The following is a 19,941-nucleotide window of genomic DNA, read 5'->3' as shown; positions in this document are numbered from 1 at the left end:
TCCAGCACGACTTCGACGTTTTGCCTGTTCAGAGGGCTGCGCGATGGAGTGTAGTGGGCTGGTGCTCCATCAGGGGCGGTCTTGATGAGACCGTCCCTCGATCGTGTGCAGCCGGCGTTGATAGTGGCAGCGGCGGGCGACGGCCTGGCGTTCCCGTCGCCCGATGGACCAGTTCAAGGCAATGAGCGCGGGGCGAGCACCGTGGCGGACGCGGGCCGTGCGGACGGCCAGTTGCCAGGAGTCGCCAGATCTCTGTCACGGTGAGGTCAACCATGGGGCAGGAACCGTTTCTGCAGCCCCCTTTGACGCCGCTGCCGCCATCGCGGCCAGGAAGGCGAGTGGTACCCAGCGTTGATGAGGGCGTCCCGGATCCGAGACGTGCTGGTCGTAGCGGGTGTCGGTGGGGTTCATCTGGACTGCCCGGGCAGCATGAAGAAGCTGTTGAGGGAGTACGGAGAATGACCCTGCTCCACGGCGCTCTGCCAGCGATCCCGAACCATCTCTCGCCAAGGTCACGATACGTACGAGACCAGATGGATTGTCAGGCCGCGCGGGTAGCCTGTCGGCTGTGCACGAGATGACGGACCCGGTCGCCGCCCGGCAAGTGGCGAAGGCCGTGGAACGAGAGCGCCTGACACGGGCAAATGAACGCCGGGAGGGGCAGAGTCCCTCGGGTGTGAGCGGTTTCGTCCTGCGCAAGTGGCGTTGGCTCGGTGTCGGGGGCAGCGAGGCCGTCGAAGCCGTGCTGGCAATGCTTTCGGAGATGGTGGCGCTCGCCGGTATACCCGAAACGGAGAGGGCAGTACTCACGCGGGCGCTCGGAGGGGATCCGGACCGCGAGGTCTTGTTGCCCGCGGTCCAGACCGGGCTAAGCCACCTGTCGGCGGCGTCGGTCCTCGGCCACATGCGCAACCTCTGGGGCACCGGAGTGCGCTGGATCAACGAGGCGGGCCTGGAACGGTACCGATTGCTGTGTTCGACAGCGCCCAGCCTGGACCTCGTCGGCAAGCGTGCCCTCTCAGTGACAGGCGGTCCCGCATACTCCCTCTTTGCGACCGCGGCCACCCGTGGCGCGATCCCCATCCCCAACCGCTTCCTGGACGGGCTTCTCGCCTGGGCTCCGCTGACCGTCATCGACGATCTGATAGACCGTGGTGGTCTCCTGGCCGAGGACGTGCCCTGGCAAGCACGCGATGACCATGAGAGTCTCTATCTGCATGCGCGCCTCGTACCGGAGAAGACTACCGATGAGGAGGCGCGACGGCTCGGCTGGCAGGCCTATCTACGCCGACAGGCCTTCATGAGCGGCGAGACGCTCATCCGGCAGGAACCGGACGATCTGTGGGACCTCCTGTACGACGTCGTACTGGACGGAGACACAACCGCTCTCGATGCGCTTGACGTGGCTCTGCCCCGAGCCCAGCAGATCGAATTGCGCGATCTCAAGTCGGGCGCTGTGTCCGGTCAATGGCCGCTAAGCATGGTTGAGGACCGCGGGCTCTGGCGCCTGATGGCAACTCTGTGGAAGCCACAGGAGCTCATCGACGCCGGACGCAGTCCCTTCTACGCACTCGTCGCCGCGAACCGGGCTTACAACCTGGTCAGGGCCGGCGAGACGGAGGCGGCGGCACTTCAGGCGCATTCCCTCACCCGCGGCGGTAGCGGCCGGAAGGTCCCCGCAGAGCTGGTCCAGGAGGGGCATGCCATCGCCGCGTACGCGGCCATGCAACAGAGCGAGACGCTCGAATCGGCTGTAGCACGGAAGAAACTGCTCGACTCCGCCGAAGAACACGCCGAGAAGGCTGCGGCGCAGCGCGGTGCCGCAGCCGAACGGAACCTCCGGCTCCTGCGCGCGTGGAGGGGGACGAAGCGGAACGACCGCAGCCCGTTCAGCAATCCGTTCCTTGAAATCGGTCTGGATCACGGTGCCGACGGTTGGGAGGAACGTTGCCGGGAGATATTCCGTCACCACGAGGGAGATGCCAAGGCCCAGTCAGCTCTGAACTTGGCCGAGGACCGTATTCGTGGCGCGCTGCGCGAAGAGGCGGGCTGGGATGTCTTCTACCGGTTGCCACTTGACCCGCCGCGGTACGTCATGCCCTCTCAGGTGCCGCGACATCTTGTGCCTCCGGTGGAAGCCCTGTCCCGCCGGACCCCGATGACAAGTGCCGACGAGTTGGAGGCCATCCGTGCCCGCGCCGCCGTCGAACTCCTCGACGATTTCCGGACTACTGCCCCCCATCTCGACCGCCACAGTTCCCCGCGATGACCGCTGCGACGTCCGCTTCCTGGTTCACCGCCCCTACCCGAACAAAGCAGAGCCGAGCCTGATGTCTGCAAAGAATGAGAAGTCTCCCAGGAGCGAGCGAACCCGCCTCCGCTGCCCAGCCTGCGGCCGGGTACCGACCGGTGCAAGGAGTTCGGAGCCACCCCATAAACCTGGGGGCCTGAGGCGTCACAGGAAACGGGGCTCCCAGCCCTCGGCCGAGTCGGTGCGGACGAGCGCTGGTGATTCTCCCGTCCGTCCCGACCCGATCGACGCGATGACGGTGATCAAGGGAGTTGTGGAACGCGTCCCGGAGGCGCTGGAGGCTGCCGGGTCCGACGAGGTGCCGCCGTCTGGGGTGCTTGCCGCGGCCGTGCGCAAGGCGGTGCTGGACGAATTCCGTACGCGCGCCCAATTTGCCGGACGCCTCGCCGAAATCGACGCGCTGCTTCGGTCCCGCGCCGGAGACAGCCCCGAGGTGGTCGAGAGTGCGATGAGCGCACATCTGCGAGAACTGCGGCTGCTGCGAGTCACGGAACCAGAATCAAGCGACCGGTTCGTAGTGACGGAGGGCGCGGGAGACGCTCTCGAGTTGCTGAGTCCGGCATACGTCGACGAGTTGACAGGGAAAGTCATTCTTGCGGGACAACTCCGGCGCGTCGCCGGCCCCGCTGCTACGGGTTGGGGAGAGGAAGCATGACGGCAGCCGGAATTGACTTCGGGACCACCAACTCTGTCGCCGCACAGTGGAACGGCGAGTACGTCGAATTGCTGGAGATCGGCGGGCAAGGCCTGGACGCCAACTGGAGGCGCAGGGGCTTCGAGCTGCTCTACCCGTCGGTTGTCGGCACGAGTTCCCTGCGGCCGGGCACGCTATTCGGTTGGGAGGCGAAGCTCCGTTCTGAACAGGCCGTCGAGGCGTGCAAGCGGATGCTGCGGGAGGAACCGTTCGTCAAGCTGAGCGGTGAACGGTTCGCTGCGACCACCGCCGCGGCCGGCGTCTTCCACGCCATCGCCAGGGCCGCCGAGGAGGAAGCCGCCACCGAGATCCGCGAGGCCGTCATCACGGTGCCCGCCAACGCGACCGGCGCGGCCCGGTTCCGCACGCGCGAGGCAGCCCGTGCCGCCGGAATCACGGTCCGCACGCTGCTGAACGAACCGACGGCAGCTGCGATCGCTTACGCCCACGAGATGGAGGTCGACGGCGAGTTCCTGGTCTTCGACTGGGGCGGCGGCACGATGGACGCCACCCTGCTCCTGCACGACGACGGTTTCTTCGACGAAAAGGCGAGCCGAGGAGTGAGCCGCCTCGGCGGCCTGGAGATCGACGCTCGGCTGCGCAGCATGGTCCTCGACCGGGCGCCCGCTCGCGGGCGCTGGAGCGATTCAGAGAAGCGGATGTTCGCCCTTGACATTGAGCGGGCCAAGATCCTGCTCTCCCATCAGGAGTCGGTCGGCGTCCAGACGCCTGACGGGGCCCTCGTCGAGATCGGACAGGACGAGTTCTCCGCGGCCATCCAGGACCTCATCAGCCGTGCGCTCGATCCCGTGGAAGAATGCCTGGAGCAGGCTCGGATCGACCCCCGGGATCTCACTGCCGTACTGATGATCGGTGGCAGCAGCCAAATCCCAGCGGTACGCACCGCGGTCTCCGAAGCACTCGACTGCGAACTCGTCGACACCGCACTGTGCGACCCCATGACTGCGGTGGCCGAAGGAGCCGCGATCAGCGCGGCGGCCATGGACGGCGAGCTGAACAGCATCATCCGTGTGGTCAACACACACGCCCTCGGCACGATCACCAAGGACCGCGAGGGTCGGCGAGGATTCAGCGCCCTCATCGACCGGAACATGCGTCTGCCCCAGCAGCGCATGAAGTCATACGAACCGCACAAGGACAACGTCTCCCGCCTGACCGTGGAGGTCTGGGAGGGAGACCCGGACCGCGATGTAGACCACCCGGACAACGTCAAACTGGCTGACCTCGTCCTCACGTACCCCCGGCCGTTCACAGGCGAGGATAGGGTCTTCGATCTGGAGTACACCTACAGCAAGGAAGGACTGCTGACCGTCAAGGCGACCCTTCAGAAGACCGGAGAGGTCGTCCTCGACGGAGAAGTGAAGGTGTTCGGCGACGGGAACGTCCTGCCGGAGGTAAAGAAGGAACTCGACCGCCTACTCACCCTCGCCCCGGCCGCCCGGCCCGCCGCCACGCCGACCCACCCGAAGCAAGCCCGGCCCAACGACCAGGGGGACGGGGCACCCAAGCCCGCCCCGCCGCGTTCCTCACCTCGCACAACCCACGCAAGCACCGAAGCTCCGCCGCTCATCGTGGACGGCTCCAACCTTGCTTGGAACGGCCGGCCCCCACGCACAGCGGGCGGCAAACCGAGCTTCGCGGCACTGGAGGCGGCGATCCGGTCACTGCGGTTCAAGCATCCCGACCGCGACATTCACATTGTGGTCGACGCCACACTGCGCCACGACGTGTCCGCCGACGAGCGCCTCCAGGTTGAGGCTGCCATCGCCAACGGCGAGGTTGTGCAGCCCCCGGCCGGGACCGAGGGCCGGGGCGACGCACTGGTGATCAGCATCGCTGACGAGGTCAATGGGGTCATCATCTCCAACGACAACTTCGCCCCGTTCCAGAAGGCCAACCCTTGGCTCCGGAATACGGGGCGGGTCCTTGGAGCCACTCACTCCCAGGGGGTGTGGGTCTTCAATTGGCGCGTACCGAATCCGGCAGCACCCACCCGGCCGAGGTGACGCGCTGAGAGTGTCGCCGATGCAGTGGCGGGGGCCGTGGCCGAAGCTGCAGGAAGGCTCGGTCTCGCTGCGCCCGGCCTTCAGTGAGCAGCCGGTGACGGGCGCACGCTTCGTCCAGGACCGCATCGCGGCGGAGGACGAGGAGGTCTGGTCCCTGCTCGAAGCCGGGGCCCAGGTCTACGTCCGCGGCGATGGCGCCCGCATGGCCCCGGCGTACGTGCCGCGTTCCGCGCCCTCCACCTGAGCCACACCTCCGACGTGCGGGAGGACAACGCCGAGACGTGGCTCCAGTCACTGATCGACGCCGACCGATACGTCCAGGACGTGTACGCCGCTCGCTGAGGCACGAGGCGCCCGCGCACGGTGACTTCGACGGGGAGGTGAATGCGGGGGCGGTCGGCCGGGGACTTGTCGGTGGGGCTCGCTAACGTTCGCCTCCTGATCATCAGTTCGAGGAGAGGGGCGGAGCTGTGCGGCGCTGGGAGTTCGTCGAGGGCGGCTCGGACAAGTTCTGGGAGGCCGCGGTCGACGGTGTCGCGGTGACCGTGCGGTACGGGCGGTCCGGTACGAACGGGCGGGAGCAGGTCAAGGCGTTCCCGACCGTGGATGAGGCGCAGACACACTTCGCCAAGGTGGTCGCCGAGAAGGAGCGCAAGGGCTACCGCGAGATCGGTGCGGGGGCGAGCACGAGGCCGGGTGCAGCGGCGGATCCGGTGCCCGTGGCACAGCCCGGCGTGTCCGCGCCCACGGCCGAGGCCTCCGGTCCCGAGGACGAGGACGTCTTCGTCATGCCGGACGCCTGGCGTCGGGCCCTGATCCCGCGCCGGGGCGGCATTCCCCGGAAGCCGTCCGTGCCGGGGAAGGAACCGGTGACCTCGTACCGCGACGGGCTGCGGCAGATGGGGGACTGGCTGGAGCAGACGCTCACCTCGGAGCGCAGTGACCCGGAGCTGGTCGCGGCCGCCCGCGCCCACCAGTCCGGCAGCCGGGACCCGCTCGGTGCGGCGGTGCTCGCCGCCGTGTTCTCGTATCCCGGCAACAACGGGATCCGCGCGGCCGTGGATGCCTGGGTGGCGGAGTTCGGCCTTCCGTTCGCGGCCAGGGCCACCGTCGAGCTGTTCACGACGGCTGTCGAGACCGACTGGATCCACCAGAGGTCCGTCCACCCCCGCGTCCGGCGCGGGGCCAACCAAAGGCACGGCCGGTACCGTCCCGCCGCGGACCGGGTCCGGTCGCTGCTGGCGGACTGCGACGAGGAGACCCACCGCGCGGCGGTCGAGGCCCTGGCGGGCTGCCGCAACAACCTGACCCGCCTGGTGGTGACGGCGTACCTGGTGCCGTCCGAGACCGCCTGGGTCGAGGAGTGCGTCGCGTCGGGCTCCCGACTGGCAGCCGTCGAGTGGTCGATGCTGCTGTGCTCGCTCTCCTCGGCGGAACCGCTCGAGAAGCTCCCCCCGCTGCCGAGCCTGGGCTATGACGGTTGGTCCACCGAGATCATCGCGACCGTGGCGGAGGGCCTCGGCGGCGACGCGGCACCAGTGATGCTGCACGACCTGACCACCAGCTACCACCACAAGGACGGCAAGAAGCGGATCCTGGACGCGCTCGCCGAGCTCCCCTCCGACGAGGGTTTCCGGGGGCTGCTGACCCAGCAGGACGGCATCAAATCCACCCGCGCCGCCCTCATGGCCGGTCTGCGCCACTTCCCCCGGCGTGCCCTGCGCCTGCTCGCCGAGGCCGCGGCGGCCTCCACCGACCCGGCCGCGCAGCAGCTCGCCCGGCAGCTCCTCACCGGCCACGTCGCCGTCCACCGCGCGACCGCGCTCGAACTGCTGCCGAAACTGACGCCGGAGCAGGCGGCCCTGGTCGAGCCGCTCACCGACCTCGGCGAGCGGGTGCCGGAGGTCGGCCCCGGCTCGCTGCCGGAGCTGTTCACCAGCCCGCCGTGGACCCGGCCGCGCTCCGCCGGCAAGCCCCGCGTGCTGACCGGCCTCAGCGCGCCGCAGGAAGCGCAGATGCGGTGGCTGCCGGGTGAGCGCGAGGCGTGGGCGGCGACCTCCGAGTCCTGGTACACGAGCTGGTCGGACGACGACTGGCAGCGGGTCGCGGCCACGATCCGGGCCAGGATCGGGCAACCCGAGGACGTGCGCCTGCGCGGCGGACAGCACGCCGAGCTCGCGCTGTTCGCGTACGGCGACGAGGAGTTGGCCCGGCCCCTGCTCGCGCAGTGGCGCGTCGGTGAGCGCATCTGGCACTCCGGGGACTCCCTGCGCCGAGTCGCCGCCCGCTTCGGGAGGGACGCCGTCGAACCGATCCGGGCCGCAGCGGTGGGGAATCCGGCCACGCACGCGCCCCTGCTGCTTCCGTACCTGGACGCCCGGGTGGCCGAGACCATGGTGGACTGGCTGGTGCGCCTCAAGTCGGCCGGGAGCACGGCGCGTTCCTGGTTCACCCGGCACGGCGTGGACGCGGCCCGGCTGCTGGTGCCCGCCGCGCTCGGGAAGGCCGGGGCGGCCCGGCTCGGCGCCGAGCAGGCCCTGCGGGTGATCGCCGAGGCGCACGGCGCGGCGGCGGTTCGCGCGGTGGCCGCCGAGTACGGGCCGAAGGCGGAGGAGGCTGTGGGCGCCCTGCTGTCGGCCGACCCGCTGGTGACCGCGCTCCCGGCGAAGCTGCCCCCGCCCTGCGACTGGGCGGAGCCGGTGATGCTGCCGCAGCTGCTGCTGCGCGGCGGTGAGGGCGCCCTGCCCGCCGAGGCGGTGCGGCACGTGCTCACCATGCTCGCGCTGTCCGCGCCCGGGGCGTTCTACCCGGGCCTCGACGAGGTGGCCCTGCTGTGCGAGCCGCGGTCGTTGACGGAGTTCTGCTGGGCGGTGTTCGAGCAGTGGCGGCTGGCCGGCATGCCGGCCCAGGACGGGTGGGCGCTGCACGTGCTCGGCCGCTTCGGTGACGACGATACGGTCCGCCGGCTGACGCCGGTGCTCCGCGCCTGGCCGGGCGAGGGGGCCCACCACCGTGCGGTGGACGGCCTGGAGGTGCTGGCAGCCATCGGCACCGACACGGCCCTACTGCACCTGCACGGCATCGCACAGCGGGTGAAGTTCAAGGCCCTCAAGACCCGCGCCCAGGAGAAGATCGCCGAAGTGGCAGTCGGTCTCGGCCTGACCGGGGAGCAGCTGTCCGACCGCCTCGTCCCGGACTTCGGGCTGGACGCCAACGGGACCACCGTCATCGACTACGGCACCCGGACGTTCACGGTCGGCTTCGACGAACAGCTCAAGCCGTACGTGCTGGACCCGGCCGGCGCCCGCCGCAAGGACCTGCCCGCCCCGGGGGCACGGGACGACGCCGAGCTGGCGCCCGCCGAGCGCAAGCGCTTCGCCGCGCTCAAGAAGGACGTCCGCACGGTGGCGGGGGACCAGATCCGCCGCCTGGAGGAGGCGATGATCACCCAACGCTCATGGACGGCGGAGGAGTTCGACCAGCTCTTCGTCGGGCATCCGCTGCTGTGGCACCTGGTGCGCCGCCTGGTGTGGCTGTCCGACACGGACGGCACGGTGACGGCGTTCCACGTCGCCGAGGACCGCACCCTGGCTGACGTCCGGGACGAGGCGGTCGCGCTGCCAGCCACAGCTTCCGTCCGGCTGGCGCACCCGCTCCTGCTCGGCGACGGCCTCGCCGACTGGTCGGAGCTGTTCGCCGACTACGAGATCCTGCAGCCATTCCGTCAGCTCGGCCGCCCGGTGTACACGCTGACCAACGAGGAGCGGGCCGGACACCGCCTCACCCGCTTCGAGAACGGTCCGGTGCTGCCCACCACCCGGCTGGTCGGCATGGAACGGCGCGGCTGGCAGCGCGGCAACCCCGAGGACAACGGCGTCGAGCGCTGGCTGTCCCGCCGGGTCGGGCCCGACCTCTACGTGGTGATCGCCCCGGAGGAGGGCATCGCCGTCGGCATGTTCCACTCGTACCCCGAGCAGCGGGTGGAAACGGTGTGGCTCGACAGGCGCCCGGGAGACTACTGGACCCACAACCGCACCTTCCCGACCTTCGCCGAGCTCGACCCGGTGATCGCCTCCGAGGTGATCGCCGACCTCACCGAGCTGACCACGCCGTGACGGCGCACCACCCCCAACGACAGCCACGCGAACCACTCGGGGCAAGCCGCCGTGACCACCACCGTCGAGGAGCAGTTCCAGCGGACGCCCGCCGAGGTCTGGTACGCGGAGGAGCTGGCGGCGCTACGTGCCGAGGACCGTGACCCGCACCCGCCGGGCTGAGAGCTGAGCTTGCGCGCTGCCCGCCGGTTCATCGTCGGCGACGAGGCGGCCAGCATCGCCCGCAAGTTCGTCGGTGATCCGGCGCTGGTCGAGCGTGCCCTTGTCACCCTGGCCACCAACCGCGGCTTGTTGCTGGTCGGTGAGCCGGACACTGCCAAGTCGCTGCTCTCGGAGCTAATCGCGGCGGCGGTCAGCAGTACCTCTCGGCTGACTGTGCAGGGTAGCGCAGCAACCACCGAGGATCAGATCGAGTACTCGTGGAACTGCGCCCTACTGGTGCCGGAGGGCCTCTCACCCACTTGCAGCTGCCCGTGCCGATGCTGCGCGGCATGGCCGGGGGCCGACTGGTCGGGTTCGAGTAGATCACCCATTGCCCGCTGGAGGCCCCGGACTCGCTTCTGTCCCTGCTCTCCGAACGGATAGTCGCGATCCCCGAGCCAGACGGGCCGGAGGACATGGTCTTCGCCAAGCAGGACTTCAATGTGATCGCCACCGCCAACACCTGCGGGTCGTCCACGACGGGAGGAACTGGCCGTCCACCCCGCACCACCAACAATCCCGTCGCCCGAGTCAAGGCGTGGCCAGACCGCCAGTCCCGCCAGAAGCCGTCAAGTAACTCCTGAGAACAGAACGTCAAACATGTCTTGAGCCTTCACACATCAGCGGTGATCGTCAGCGGTCATGGCTGCCGAGCCGGTCCTCGAGGCCGAGGCTTCGCTCGAGGACCATGGTGTCGATCAGATCGAGTGCTCGGCGCCCGAGGTCGCCCTCCGGGTGTCGGGCGTAGATGCTGGTGACAACCTCCGTCAGCACGTGCGCGTGCGCAGCTGCAGCCGAACTTAGGTCTGATGTCTTCTTGCCGTGAAGTTCGTAGAAGCACTCGGACAGGTCGAGGACGAGGCCGGGGTACGCCTCCTGACAGCGCACGGCTGCCTTGACAGCGGGTCCGGGATCCAGCTCGAAAGCGCGGGTGTAGGCGACGTCGGCGAGCAGAGCCTGGACGTGCGGGTGATCGGTTGCTGGGAGTTCACGGACGGTTGTCAGAGCTGCTCGGGCGACCGCATCGTTGGGGTCGTCGCACAGCTTCAGCAGCGCGTCAACCAGTCGGCGGGGGAAGGCGATGACCGGCTGCAGATCGGCCAGGGCGGTCGCCACCCCAAGGCGCTCTGGCACCTGCCCCTCGGCCACGGCGTCGAAGGCACCTTCCGCGGCCGGGGCCAGGTCGGTCGCGTAGGCGTAGGTGGTCAGGGCGGCGGCGTTGTGGGCGGCTCGCTCGGCGACAGATGCCAGGATCCGGTTCGTGGAGTCTTCGGTGCTGGCGGCGGTGCGCAGGTCAAGCATGCGCGCGGCGAAGGTCTCGATGGCGGCGTAGTCTCCCCAGCCGATCGTGTTCAGGAGTGCGTGGAGGGGAAGGGTGGCGAGCAGGATCCGGGAGTCAGCCGGGTAGTCCGAACCGGGGGGCGCCGTGAGGCCTGGGGCGTCGAGCGCGGTGGTGAGGAGCTCTGCAAGCGTGGCCTTGTCGGTGTTCTGGGTCCGGCCGGCGATTTGAAGGGCGGTTACGCGCGCCACAAGGTCGGGGCTCGACGCGAAGCGATGGAGCTCCTCCTGCAGGGCCGTGGCAGCCTCCGGGTGGCTCTCGGCGAGGCTGCGGAGGGCGTCGAGGGCTGTCCCTTCGGCGTGTTGCCAGACGGTGCTGACAAGTTGACCTGCGATGTCACCGCCGTACTCCATCAGCTGAAGCTGGCCCTGGTCGGGGATGTCCTCCGCTCTCGGTGCCGGCTCCTTCGGGAGTTGGGGAGTAGGCCCGGACGCTGCGCTCGCGGGCATTCCGGTGGCGCCCGTGGTTGTCCAGATACTGCGGAGAATGGCGACGAGGTCCTGGGGAGTGCAGTGCGCGGCGGTGAGGTCGTCGGGGGTGATGTACCCGACGGTGTTGCCGATGAGGATGGCGAGGCTCTGTCGGCCGTACGTCTCCACGCGGGGAACGGCGGCCTTCACTGCACGCAGTAGCTGGACGCTGGTTGCGCTCTTTCCGGCGCGGGCCTTGTCCAGGCCGACCAGGATGGCGGCGACGTAGGTTTCAGGGAGCAGGCCGCTGCGTTCCAGGAGCGTGGTGAAGCGCTCGGGGTTGTGGTCGGTCGCGGTGGTGACGACCTCAGCCAGGCTGATCGCCCCGCCGATGAGCTGGCCGTCCTCCTGCCAGGCCTGTCCGTCGGCAGCGTGATCGTTCAGCTGCTGGATGAGCTGGTCGTCCTCCATGGCCTCGACGTCTTCGAGGCTGATCGGCGGCCGTAGCGGTGCGAACCGGACAAAGCCGCCGAGTGGCTGGATCGTATTCGCGGGAGTGTCGACGCGCCCGAGCTCGGTGTCGAGCCTGTTCCGGTGTTGCAGGGTCTCCTTGGTGAGCTGTGAGGCTGGGATGTTCGCCAGGAGGATCCGCGAGATGCTGCCCTTGGGCAGTCTGCCGTCCTCCTCGGCCGGGCTGGTTACGGAGGCGGCCCGTTGCTGAGCGGCGGCGGACTGCTCGGGAGCACGATGCTGGCAGACCTGGGTGAGCGCCTCGGCCGAGAACCCGTACGGGGCAAAGACCCAGCCTTGGACGAGAGCGAAGGAGTCCCCGCTCAGCCATGCGAGCGCGTCGTCGATGAGGTCGGGGTGTCCGGCCGCGAACCCGGCGGCCGCGAGGACCTGTTCAGTGGCAAGTCCAGACTTGGCCATGTCCCGCACGGCGGCGTGGGCTTCGCTGTCGCCGGCGCCCGACGCAGCCAGGATGGCGCGTGCCAGGTGGCCGAGGACGGTGTTGTTGTCGCCTCCAACCATCGGCGGCTGGGACGGCCGCTGCGGGAAAGTGGCGTCCAGTTCCCCGCGGTCCGCGACATGGCCGGTGTGGGTCGCGGCGCTAGCAGCGCGTACGACGGGCAGGACGTGGCGCACGAACGCGGCCGGGTCCTGTCCCGCGAGCCTGCCGATGACGTCCAAGGCACTGTGGTAGCCGATCCCGAGAAGCTCCACGGGGCGAAGGCCCTGCGGTTTGGCCGGGGTCGAGCTGGATTCCGGCTCCTGAACGACGGACTTCTCCCCGGCTTCGTGCTCCGCCACGGTATCGGCCGAGGAGAGCGCGGCGACGTGGAGAACGAGCCGGCGGCTCATGTAGGCGCCGACGATCCTGGCGCCCGCCGCAGCAGCCGTGTCCGTAGTGGCGTAAAGGAGGGTGAAAACGTCGTGCCTCGGGTCATCAGTGGCGCCGGCCTTAATCGAGTTCTCGAACAACTCGACGGCCGCGTCGCTCCCCTCCAGCGGCGCCAGGTTGATCACGTCGATGATGCGCGGAGCCCATGCCGGATCGTCGACATGGGGCCGCATGAGTGCGGCGACTTGGTCCGGGTGGTTGCGGACCATGATCCTGCAGAGCCACACACCGAACCCGGCCGTGGCCGGGTCGGCAAGATAGTCCCTGACGATGCCGTGGGTCAGCAGCAGTTCACCGAAGGCAGGAGAGCGGGCGGCGAGGGCATGAGCCCGGTCCGACAGAGGCTCGGTGCGGCCGTCGCCCAGGATGGTCAGGGCCTGCCATTCCTGCAGCGTCGGGTCGGGGGCGCTGGTCACCAAGGCGATGACCAGTTCCTTGATGTGCGGACGTACGTCCGCAGCCGCGATTACGTCACGGACGTCGCTCAAGTACTGGCTTCGGTCCTGCTCCCGTTCGAGTGTCAGGATCTGGCGGACCTGGGAGCGGCGGAACAGGTGCTGCTCCGCGCTGCGCAGGAGCTCCAGCAGGGATAGCTCACCGTGGACGTGGTGGCGGGCGTAGGCGTGGTCGAAGTAGGCCTCGTGGGCAAAGCCGACGCGCCCGTCGCTCTTGCGCAGCCAGCCGGCGCTGATGAGGTGGTCCACCGTGACCAGATACTGACTCAGTCGTGCTTCGGGAGCGGTCAGCTCTTGGTGGGTGCTCAGCCGCACGGCGAGGATGCTGGTGACCTCCTCGGCCGGCGCGCCGGGCTCGATCCGGTGGACCTCGCGGATGACGCTCTTGAAGAACCGGTCGAAGAGGTGGAGGCGCGTGGTGATTCCGGTGGTGTCCTCGCCTCGATCGCCCAGCATCACCAGCATGCGCAGGTGCAGCGGAGTGCGTATGAGGTCCTGCAAAGTGGGCGGCAGCGCGGCGAGCGTCAGGCCGACTGCGGTCAGTGCCCGCTCCACGTCCTGCACCGGGAGCGGGCCCAGGTCGATCTGGGATCCCTCGGCGGCGGGCACGGTCAGGCCGTGCAAGCGGTCGTCCTCGTGGAAGTCGAACGTCCGACAGGCCAGGAGGACACGCACTCCCATGGCGCGGGCCTGTCTCAGCGTCTCGGTGACGGCATGAAACCGCTCCGGATGGCGCCCGGACACGCTGCTGAAGGCGTCGACCTGGTCCAGCACCAGCACGGCCGGTCCCCCTGCGGCCAGCCGTGCCAGGACGACAGCGGGTGATTCCGGCAGGCCGAGTGCCGCACCCAGTCCAGCGGCATCGTAGAACTCCCCGGCAAGGCGGTCCAGCCGCGCGGCGAGTACCAGAGGCTGCGATGCGGCCGCATCGACGGGCGGTGTGGTGAGCTGCTCGACGACCTGGCCCAGCAGCTCCGACTTCCCCATGCCGGCGATACCGGTTACCGTCACGACGGGTGGACCGTCGGTGGCAGTGAGCCGCCCGTAGATGGTGTCGGCCTCCGTCCGCCGGATGGCGGCGAGCTGGCCGCGGTCCGTCGCGACGCCGAGAGCGTAGGACCGGTTGACCGCGTTGATCCTGGCGCGCGTGCCAGGGTCCTTTCCCCAGTCGTTGGGGGTGAGCTGCTTGGCGGCCAGGTAGTTCCAGACGTCCTGGGCGGTGATCTCCTGGCTGAGATGGTCCTCCAGGTAGGTGCCAAGGAGACTCACCACCGTCGCCGGGTCACCACTCACCAGACAGCGAGCCTTCGCCTCCAGGAGGGCTTCCAGAATCGGCTCGCTGATCACCCCAACGGTGACCTTCCGGAGCGCCTGCCAGCACTCCTCCGGACCCCACCAATCCCACTCGGCAGAGATCTTGGTCCAGGACTGCTTCTTCTCCTTGGCGGCCGCAAAGACCCCCTCGAAGTCTTGCAGGTCTCCGGCCATGCGCGCGCTCTCCGTCAGGTCCTGTAGGTGGGAGGCGGACAGAGTCGAGTAGAACTCGCACTTGGCGGTGGACGTGCTCTTCATCTGCGTGCCGAAGTCCTTGATGATGCCCCTGCCCACCAGCTTCGCCAGCGTCCACTGCTCATCACTGTCCAGCTGACGCTTGACCTGGGCGTAGGTCCGGGAGCAGTCACCATGCTCAACCCACCACTCGAAGTCGTCCTCGCCCGGCTGCTCGAGCCGAAACCGAACCGAGTCATGCGCCTCATCCAAGAGCTCGAGCAGGCGCAACAGTGCGAGCCGGCGCTCGTAGCGGTTTCCGATCTTGTCGGCGAGGCCTCCCTTTGGCGGCATGGGCGGGCCGTGCTCCTCTCAGCAAGCAAGTCTTCGGTCGTTCTACTCGGCCATCCTTCCGCAGCCTGGATCCTGGCGGTGACGATTTTGGGTTCGAGAACACGGAAGGAGAGCCGTGCGACGCTCCTTCCACACCAGGGTGATGCGGGAGAGGCGCCGAAGAACTCACTGCCGGTGGTGCAGACCGGGGTGCTCCCGCTGATGCATCCCGATCGTCAGCCGCCCTGCGCCGTGCTTCCAGCGTGTACCGACTGCTTGACACGTGCTTCGAGTTCGGCAGGCAGGTACCAGCCTTCAATGGTGGGTGTCACGTAGAGGCGGGCCTTGAGGCTGAGGAGGAGCGGCGCCTTTCCTAGTCGGCTTGGGTCCAGGCGTCGGCGACGGTCTGTCCTGTCTCGACCTCGACCCACGCGGAGGGGCGGGGGCGGCGAGTCGACGGCGTTCATCGACCAGCACTTCGAGGCCTTCGGAGTACTCGTCGCCGCCGGGGTAGTCGAACAGGTTGCGGCGCTTCTCCTCGCGCAGGTCGCACATGGCCTGGGTGACGTGGTTGAGCTGTTCGGTGTGGTCCTCGCCGGGGATGAACCTGCGCACCGTCATCGCCAGCCCGGCCAGGCGCTCCACCAGCGCGCTGATCGCGGCGGTAACGCGCTCGCCCTTGACGGACTGGCCCTTGCAGACCGGTTGCCGGCCGTCTTCGCACACCGGTAGTACTCGTACATCTTGCCGTTCTTCGTGAGGTTCACCTGCCGGTACAACCGGTGACCACCACAAAGCCACACGCCCAGCCACAGCGAGGCGCTGTTGAAACGCTCCTTCGTCACCGAGTGCTCGTCCACCGCGGCCTGAATCGCAGCCCATGTCTCCTCCGTGACCAGCAGTACGGCCATCCAGATCGGTAGGCCCTTCACATCCCGGGCGATCTTGAAACCTGCGCAAGTAGACCAGCCTGCACAAGGCAGGCAACATCCTGGCCTGATCCACCGGTTGTTGGTGACCGCCCACTGGGCGAGCGAGAGCGAGACCCGCTCGCTCGTCGACGCAGCCCGTCCGGTTATCGGGCTCGTGCCCGAGTTAAGCGATTCGATCCCGGCCCCATCAGTGCGGCAGCCCAACTCTGGGTACTACCATCCGAGATGCCTGCGTCGGGCCGACGCCGGACCAACGGGGAACACGACATGGAGCCAGGTGGTCCATGGCTACGGACGATCCGAGCACGCCGTCGATCGACCTGCACGGGGCGCAGGGCGTCCTGATCGGCGACCGCGGCCATCAGGTCAACTACTTCGCCCCTGCACCCCGGCCTCGCAGGCCGTGGATGTCACCGCCCCTGTCCGGGTCGATCATCCCGCGGCCGAACCTCTATGCAGCGTTGTGGCAAGCCGTCACCCGGGACGACGCCGGGCCCACGACCTTGATCACTGCGGTCGAGGGCGCAGGCGGTTTCGGGAAGACCACACTGGCCGCCATGCTCTGCCAGGACCTAAGGGCAGCGCGGTATTTCAGCGGCGGCCTGCTGTGGATCACGATCGGCGAACACACCCGCGGCGCCCGACTGGCCGAACTGATCAGCGGCCTGTGCGAGGTGCTGTCCGGGGAGGGAGTGACGACGACCGACCCTGCGACTGCGGGCGGTCGGCTGGGTGAACTCCTCGATGCCCAGGGTCCGGTACTCCTCGTGGTCGACGACGTGTGGCGCTCCGACCAGCTCCTGCCGTTCGTGATAGGCGGGCGGACGTGCCGGCGCCTCGTCACCACCAGGAACACGGGTGTCGCTCCCCGGCGAGGGGTCTCAATCCTCGTCGACTCGATGACGACGGAGCAGGCCGTTGCCACGCTCACCGACGGCACCGGCCCGCTGCCCACCGGTCTACTCACGCGCCTGGTGGCCGGTACCGGGCGTTGGCCGCTCCTGCTCAGCCTGGTGAACGGAGTGCTCCTCGACCGGCTGTCGGACGGCGCGGATCCGACGGAGGCGGCCCGGTGGGTGCTCGGCCGTCTGGAGGCCTCGGGCCCAGCCGCGTTCGACGTCGATCCGGAGGACTCCGGAGACCGTGGCCAGGCGGTCACCGCCACCGTCGAAGCGAGTCTGGACCTGCTCGGCCCGGACGAACGCGAGCGCTACTTCGACCTGGCGATCCTCCCCGAGGACGTCCTGCTGCCTGCGGACTTGCTTTCCCGGTTGTGGGGCACCGCCGCGAGCTTGCCCCCGGACCGTGCCGAACGGCTCCGGGCGCGGTTCATCCGGCTTCGACTCGTCCTGCCACGCTGGCAGGACGGTTCACCGGCCGTCGGCCTCCACGACGTTCTGGGCTCCTGGCTACGGCACCGGCTCACCTCCCAGGAACTGGCCTTGCGCCACGGTCTGCTAGTCCGTACCGCGGCAGAGCTGCTGCCGGACCCAGCGGGGCCGGACATGCCGTGGTGGGACCTGCCAGCAGAACCCCGGTATATCTGGCAGCGGCTGCCGCACCACCTGGCGGCGGCCGGCCGGTTCGCCGAACGGGAGGCGCTGGTGTGCGACCTGAGCTGGGTGGCGGCGAAGTCCACCCGGCTGGGGTCGTCGGTACCGGCCGAGACCGATCTCCTGGACGTGCCCACCGACAGCGCTCGCGCGTTGCGGCAGTCCCTCGGAACCATCACCCACCTGCTGACGCCCGGTGATCCGCCGTCGATACTGCAGGCCACGCTCTACGGGTACCTCTCCGGTGTTCCCGCGCTGGAGCCGCTGGTGACCTCGTACCGCAGCCGACTGTCCTCGCCCCAACTCACGCCCGCCTGGCCGCTCCCGGACCAGCCTAGGACCGGCGTCGTCAGGGTCCTGACCGGCCATGTGAACGGGGTGAGCGACTGCGCCTTCTCCCCCGAGGGGACACTGCTCGCGACGTCGAGCCACGACGGGACGGTCAGGCTCTGGGACTCCGCAACGGGCGGACCTGTCAGGATCCTCACCGGCCATGTCGGTGCGGTCGCGGCCTGCGCGTTCTCCCCCGACGGCACGCTCCTCGCCACCACCGGCCACGACCGCACCGCCCGCCTCTGGGACACCCACACCGGCACCCCCGTCCGCACCCTCACCGGCCATTCGGGCCCCGTCGTCGACTGCGCGTTCTCCCCCGACGGCACCCTCCTCGCCACCGCCAGCCACGACCGCACCGCCCGCCTCTGGGACACCCGCACCGGCACTCCCGTCCGCACCCTCACCGGCCACGACGCCGAAACCGTCGCCTGCGCGTTCTCCCCCGACGGCACCCTCCTCGCCACCACCGGCCACGACCGCACCGCCCGCCTCTGGCACGTCCACACCGGCACCCGGCGCATCCTGTTCGACGACCACTGCGAGACCGTCACCTCCTGCTCGTTCAGCCCCGACGGAGCCCTGCTCGCCACGTCCGCCCACGACCACCGGATCCGCCTGTGGGAGACCTCCACCGACATGTCCCGCCCCCAGCCCTCACCGAGGTGGGAGTACACCGCCGCGTTCTCCCCGGACGGCGCGACCGTTGCGACCGGGGGCCACGACCGGACGGTGCGCTTCTGGGATGTGGCGAGCGGCCACCTGGAACGGCGGTTGGAAGGTCACACCGACACCGTCACCAGCTGTGCGTTCTCCCCGGACGGCACGTTACTGGCCTCAGCGAGCCACGACCGGACGATCCGTCTGTGGGATGCTCGCACGGGCACCATCCGAACCGTCCTCACCGCGCACGAGGACGCGGTTACCGCCTGCCGGTTCTCCCCGGACGGCAGACTCCTGGCCACCGGGGGCCGCGACGACCTTGTGCGGATCTGGGACACGACCTCCTGGCGGCTCCGGCACACCCTGTCCGGCCACACCGGAGCAGTCTCGGCCTGCGCCTTCTCTCCGGACGGCAGCACTGTTGCCTCGGCCGGCCACGACCACGCTGTTCGGATCTGGGAGAGTGCCACCGGTCGGCTGCGGACCGTGCTTACCGGGCACACCGACCTGGTCAGCGACTGTGCCTTCTCCCCCGACGGGCGCTTCATCGCCTCTGCCAGTCACGACCGGACCGCCATCCTCTGGGGTGCCGAATCCGGCACGCCGCACCACACCCTGAAACGCCACAGCAGCGGCGTGGCCGCCTGCACCTTCACCTCCGACGGATTCCTGATAACGACGGACATCGTCGAACGACGGCTGCGGATGTGGCGGCCGGGTACCGAAGAACCTTGGTGCGGGATCCGAGTGGTCACCCCACTGCTCGGCCTCGCCTGGCATCCGAACCGACCCCTGTTGTGTGCCGTGGGAGAGTCTGGCGTCTACCTGTTCCGCTACCTGCCCCACGGCGTCCGTGACATCACGAAGTGAGGAACCGGAACTATGTACGAAGCTGGCCCCCACGTGAGCTGCTACCGAGCCGTCTCCCTCCCCGACGGCGCGTTTGCTGGCGTCCGCTGCGTCAAGTTCGCCAACCTCGTCCACCGCCCGGGCCAGGAGGGCGTGGCCTTCGTCTGGTACGCGGAAGGTACGGAACCCGCGGGCCCCTTCCGGCAATTCGGTGAGGCTTTCGTCACCAGCGCGAATCGATCCGCTCCGACCATCCTGACCGCGCACGCCGCCGGCCTGGTCGGCAACGGCGAACGCGCCGAGCCGTTCGTCCGCTTGCGGTTCCAGCTGTCCTCACCCCCACCGCAGGTACCGACCCAGCTCACGGTGACCGGGGACCGTCACGAACGATGGACGCTGGTCCCGGACGGCGTTCTGCCCGACTACCAGCCGCTGCCCCGCCACATCGAGCGCGGCGGCCCCTGGCTGAACGAGTACAGCGTGCGCAAGGACGACGGCACTCCCGGCGTCGGAGTGCGCTGCATGCTGAGCAGCGGCAGCTGGCTGGGCGCAGGACGCTGGCTCGAACTCACCTACTTGCACCTCGGCACGTACATCGGTGACCCCCGCGGCCGGGTGCAGTTCAGCGCTGCCGACATCGCTGCCGGGAACGGATTCTGCCTCTACGTCCCGTGGGGCGAACTAACGGTTCGCGCGGACGCGGCGAGCGGCCCATCCGCGCTCAAGGCCTCGGGAGCCTGGTCCGAGAGCTGGCAACTGCGCCACTCGGGTCAGGGCTGGGACCCGGACCCCGAGGTGTCCCACCTCCGCGCGTTCAGCTGACCAGCGCCGGGCCC

General features: G+C 69.1%; 10 protein-coding genes. 8 read left to right on the top strand and 2 right to left on the bottom strand.

Annotated elements, in window-relative coordinates:
- The first annotated feature begins 577 nt into the window (after positions 1 to 577).
- The 6 genes from ACFV4F_RS07990 (at position 578) to ACFV4F_RS07965 (ending at position 9,732) form a co-directional block, all read left to right on the top strand.
- On the top strand, positions 578 to 2,269 hold the full coding sequence (locus ACFV4F_RS07990) for a hypothetical protein (RefSeq protein WP_380501036.1): 1,692 nt from the start codon (positions 578 to 580) through the stop codon (positions 2,267 to 2,269).
- Between the two features lie 274 nt (positions 2,270 to 2,543).
- Positions 2,544 to 2,966: a hypothetical protein gene (locus tag ACFV4F_RS07985; RefSeq protein ID WP_380500903.1), complete on the top strand. Its 423-nt coding sequence runs from the start codon at positions 2,544 to 2,546 to the stop codon at positions 2,964 to 2,966.
- Entirely contained in the window at positions 2,963 to 5,032 is a 2,070-nt protein-coding gene (locus ACFV4F_RS07980; RefSeq protein ID WP_380500901.1) for an Hsp70 family protein, read from the top strand. Before ACFV4F_RS07985 ends, ACFV4F_RS07980 begins: the two co-directional genes overlap by 4 nt.
- A 19-nt stretch (positions 5,033 to 5,051) precedes the next feature.
- Positions 5,052 to 5,276 carry a hypothetical protein gene (locus ACFV4F_RS07975; RefSeq protein WP_380500899.1) on the top strand — a complete coding sequence of 75 codons (225 nt, stop codon included), beginning with the start codon at positions 5,052 to 5,054 and terminating at the stop codon, positions 5,274 to 5,276.
- Positions 5,277 to 5,502: 226 nt separating this feature from the next.
- Positions 5,503 to 9,147: a WGR and DUF4132 domain-containing protein gene (locus ACFV4F_RS07970; RefSeq protein WP_380500897.1), complete on the top strand. Its 3,645-nt coding sequence runs from the start codon at positions 5,503 to 5,505 to the stop codon at positions 9,145 to 9,147.
- Positions 9,148 to 9,318: 171 nt separating this feature from the next.
- Positions 9,319 to 9,732 carry an AAA family ATPase gene (locus tag ACFV4F_RS07965; RefSeq protein WP_380500895.1) on the top strand — a complete coding sequence of 138 codons (414 nt, stop codon included), beginning with the start codon at positions 9,319 to 9,321 and terminating at the stop codon, positions 9,730 to 9,732.
- A gap of 249 nt (positions 9,733 to 9,981) precedes the next feature.
- On the opposite strand, the gene ACFV4F_RS07960 is transcribed toward ACFV4F_RS07965, so the two are convergent.
- Together ACFV4F_RS07960 and ACFV4F_RS07955 are read right to left on the bottom strand one after the other, a co-directional pair.
- A complete protein-coding gene (locus ACFV4F_RS07960; protein ID WP_380500893.1) occupies positions 9,982 to 14,796 on the bottom strand; it encodes a hypothetical protein in 4,815 nt (1,604 codons plus the stop codon).
- Positions 14,797 to 15,090: 294 nt separating this feature from the next.
- Positions 15,091 to 15,501: a hypothetical protein gene (locus ACFV4F_RS07955; RefSeq protein ID WP_380500891.1), complete on the bottom strand. Its 411-nt coding sequence runs from the start codon at positions 15,499 to 15,501 to the stop codon at positions 15,091 to 15,093.
- Between the two features lie 490 nt (positions 15,502 to 15,991).
- Between ACFV4F_RS07955 and ACFV4F_RS07950 the strand changes: the two genes are divergently transcribed.
- Positions 15,992 to 19,126 (top strand): NB-ARC domain-containing protein, encoded by a 3,135-nt coding sequence (locus ACFV4F_RS07950; RefSeq protein ID WP_380500888.1) that lies wholly within the window; start codon positions 15,992 to 15,994, stop codon positions 19,124 to 19,126.
- 12 nt (positions 19,127 to 19,138) lie between these two features.
- Positions 19,139 to 19,927, top strand: a complete 789-nt coding sequence (locus ACFV4F_RS07945) for a hypothetical protein (RefSeq protein ID WP_380500887.1) — start codon at positions 19,139 to 19,141, stop codon at positions 19,925 to 19,927.
- Positions 19,928 to 19,941 lie beyond the last annotated feature (14 nt).

Source organism: Kitasatospora sp. NPDC059722 (assembly GCF_042733235.1).
GTDB lineage: Bacteria > Actinomycetota > Actinomycetes > Streptomycetales > Streptomycetaceae > Kitasatospora.
Note: the sequence above shows the minus strand (reverse complement) of the source record. Positions and strands in the feature narration are given on the sequence as shown.

Bases quoted from the DNA above. Each gene is read 5' to 3' on its own strand.
- ACFV4F_RS07990 (WP_380501036.1), top strand. From the start codon at position 578: ATGACGGACCCGGTCGCCGCCCGGCAAGTGGCGAAGGCCGTGGAACGA.
- ACFV4F_RS07945 (WP_380500887.1), top strand. From the start codon at position 19,139: ATGTACGAAGCTGGCCCCCACGTGAGCTGCTACCGAGCCGTCTCCCTC.
- ACFV4F_RS07960 (WP_380500893.1), bottom strand. From the start codon at position 14,796: ATGCCGCCAAAGGGAGGCCTCGCCGACAAGATCGGAAACCGCTACGAG.
- ACFV4F_RS07985 (WP_380500903.1), top strand. From the start codon at position 2,544: ATGACGGTGATCAAGGGAGTTGTGGAACGCGTCCCGGAGGCGCTGGAG.
- ACFV4F_RS07980 (WP_380500901.1), top strand. From the start codon at position 2,963: ATGACGGCAGCCGGAATTGACTTCGGGACCACCAACTCTGTCGCCGCA.
- ACFV4F_RS07950 (WP_380500888.1), top strand. From the start codon at position 15,992: ATGGCTACGGACGATCCGAGCACGCCGTCGATCGACCTGCACGGGGCG.
- ACFV4F_RS07975 (WP_380500899.1), top strand. From the start codon at position 5,052: ATGCAGTGGCGGGGGCCGTGGCCGAAGCTGCAGGAAGGCTCGGTCTCG.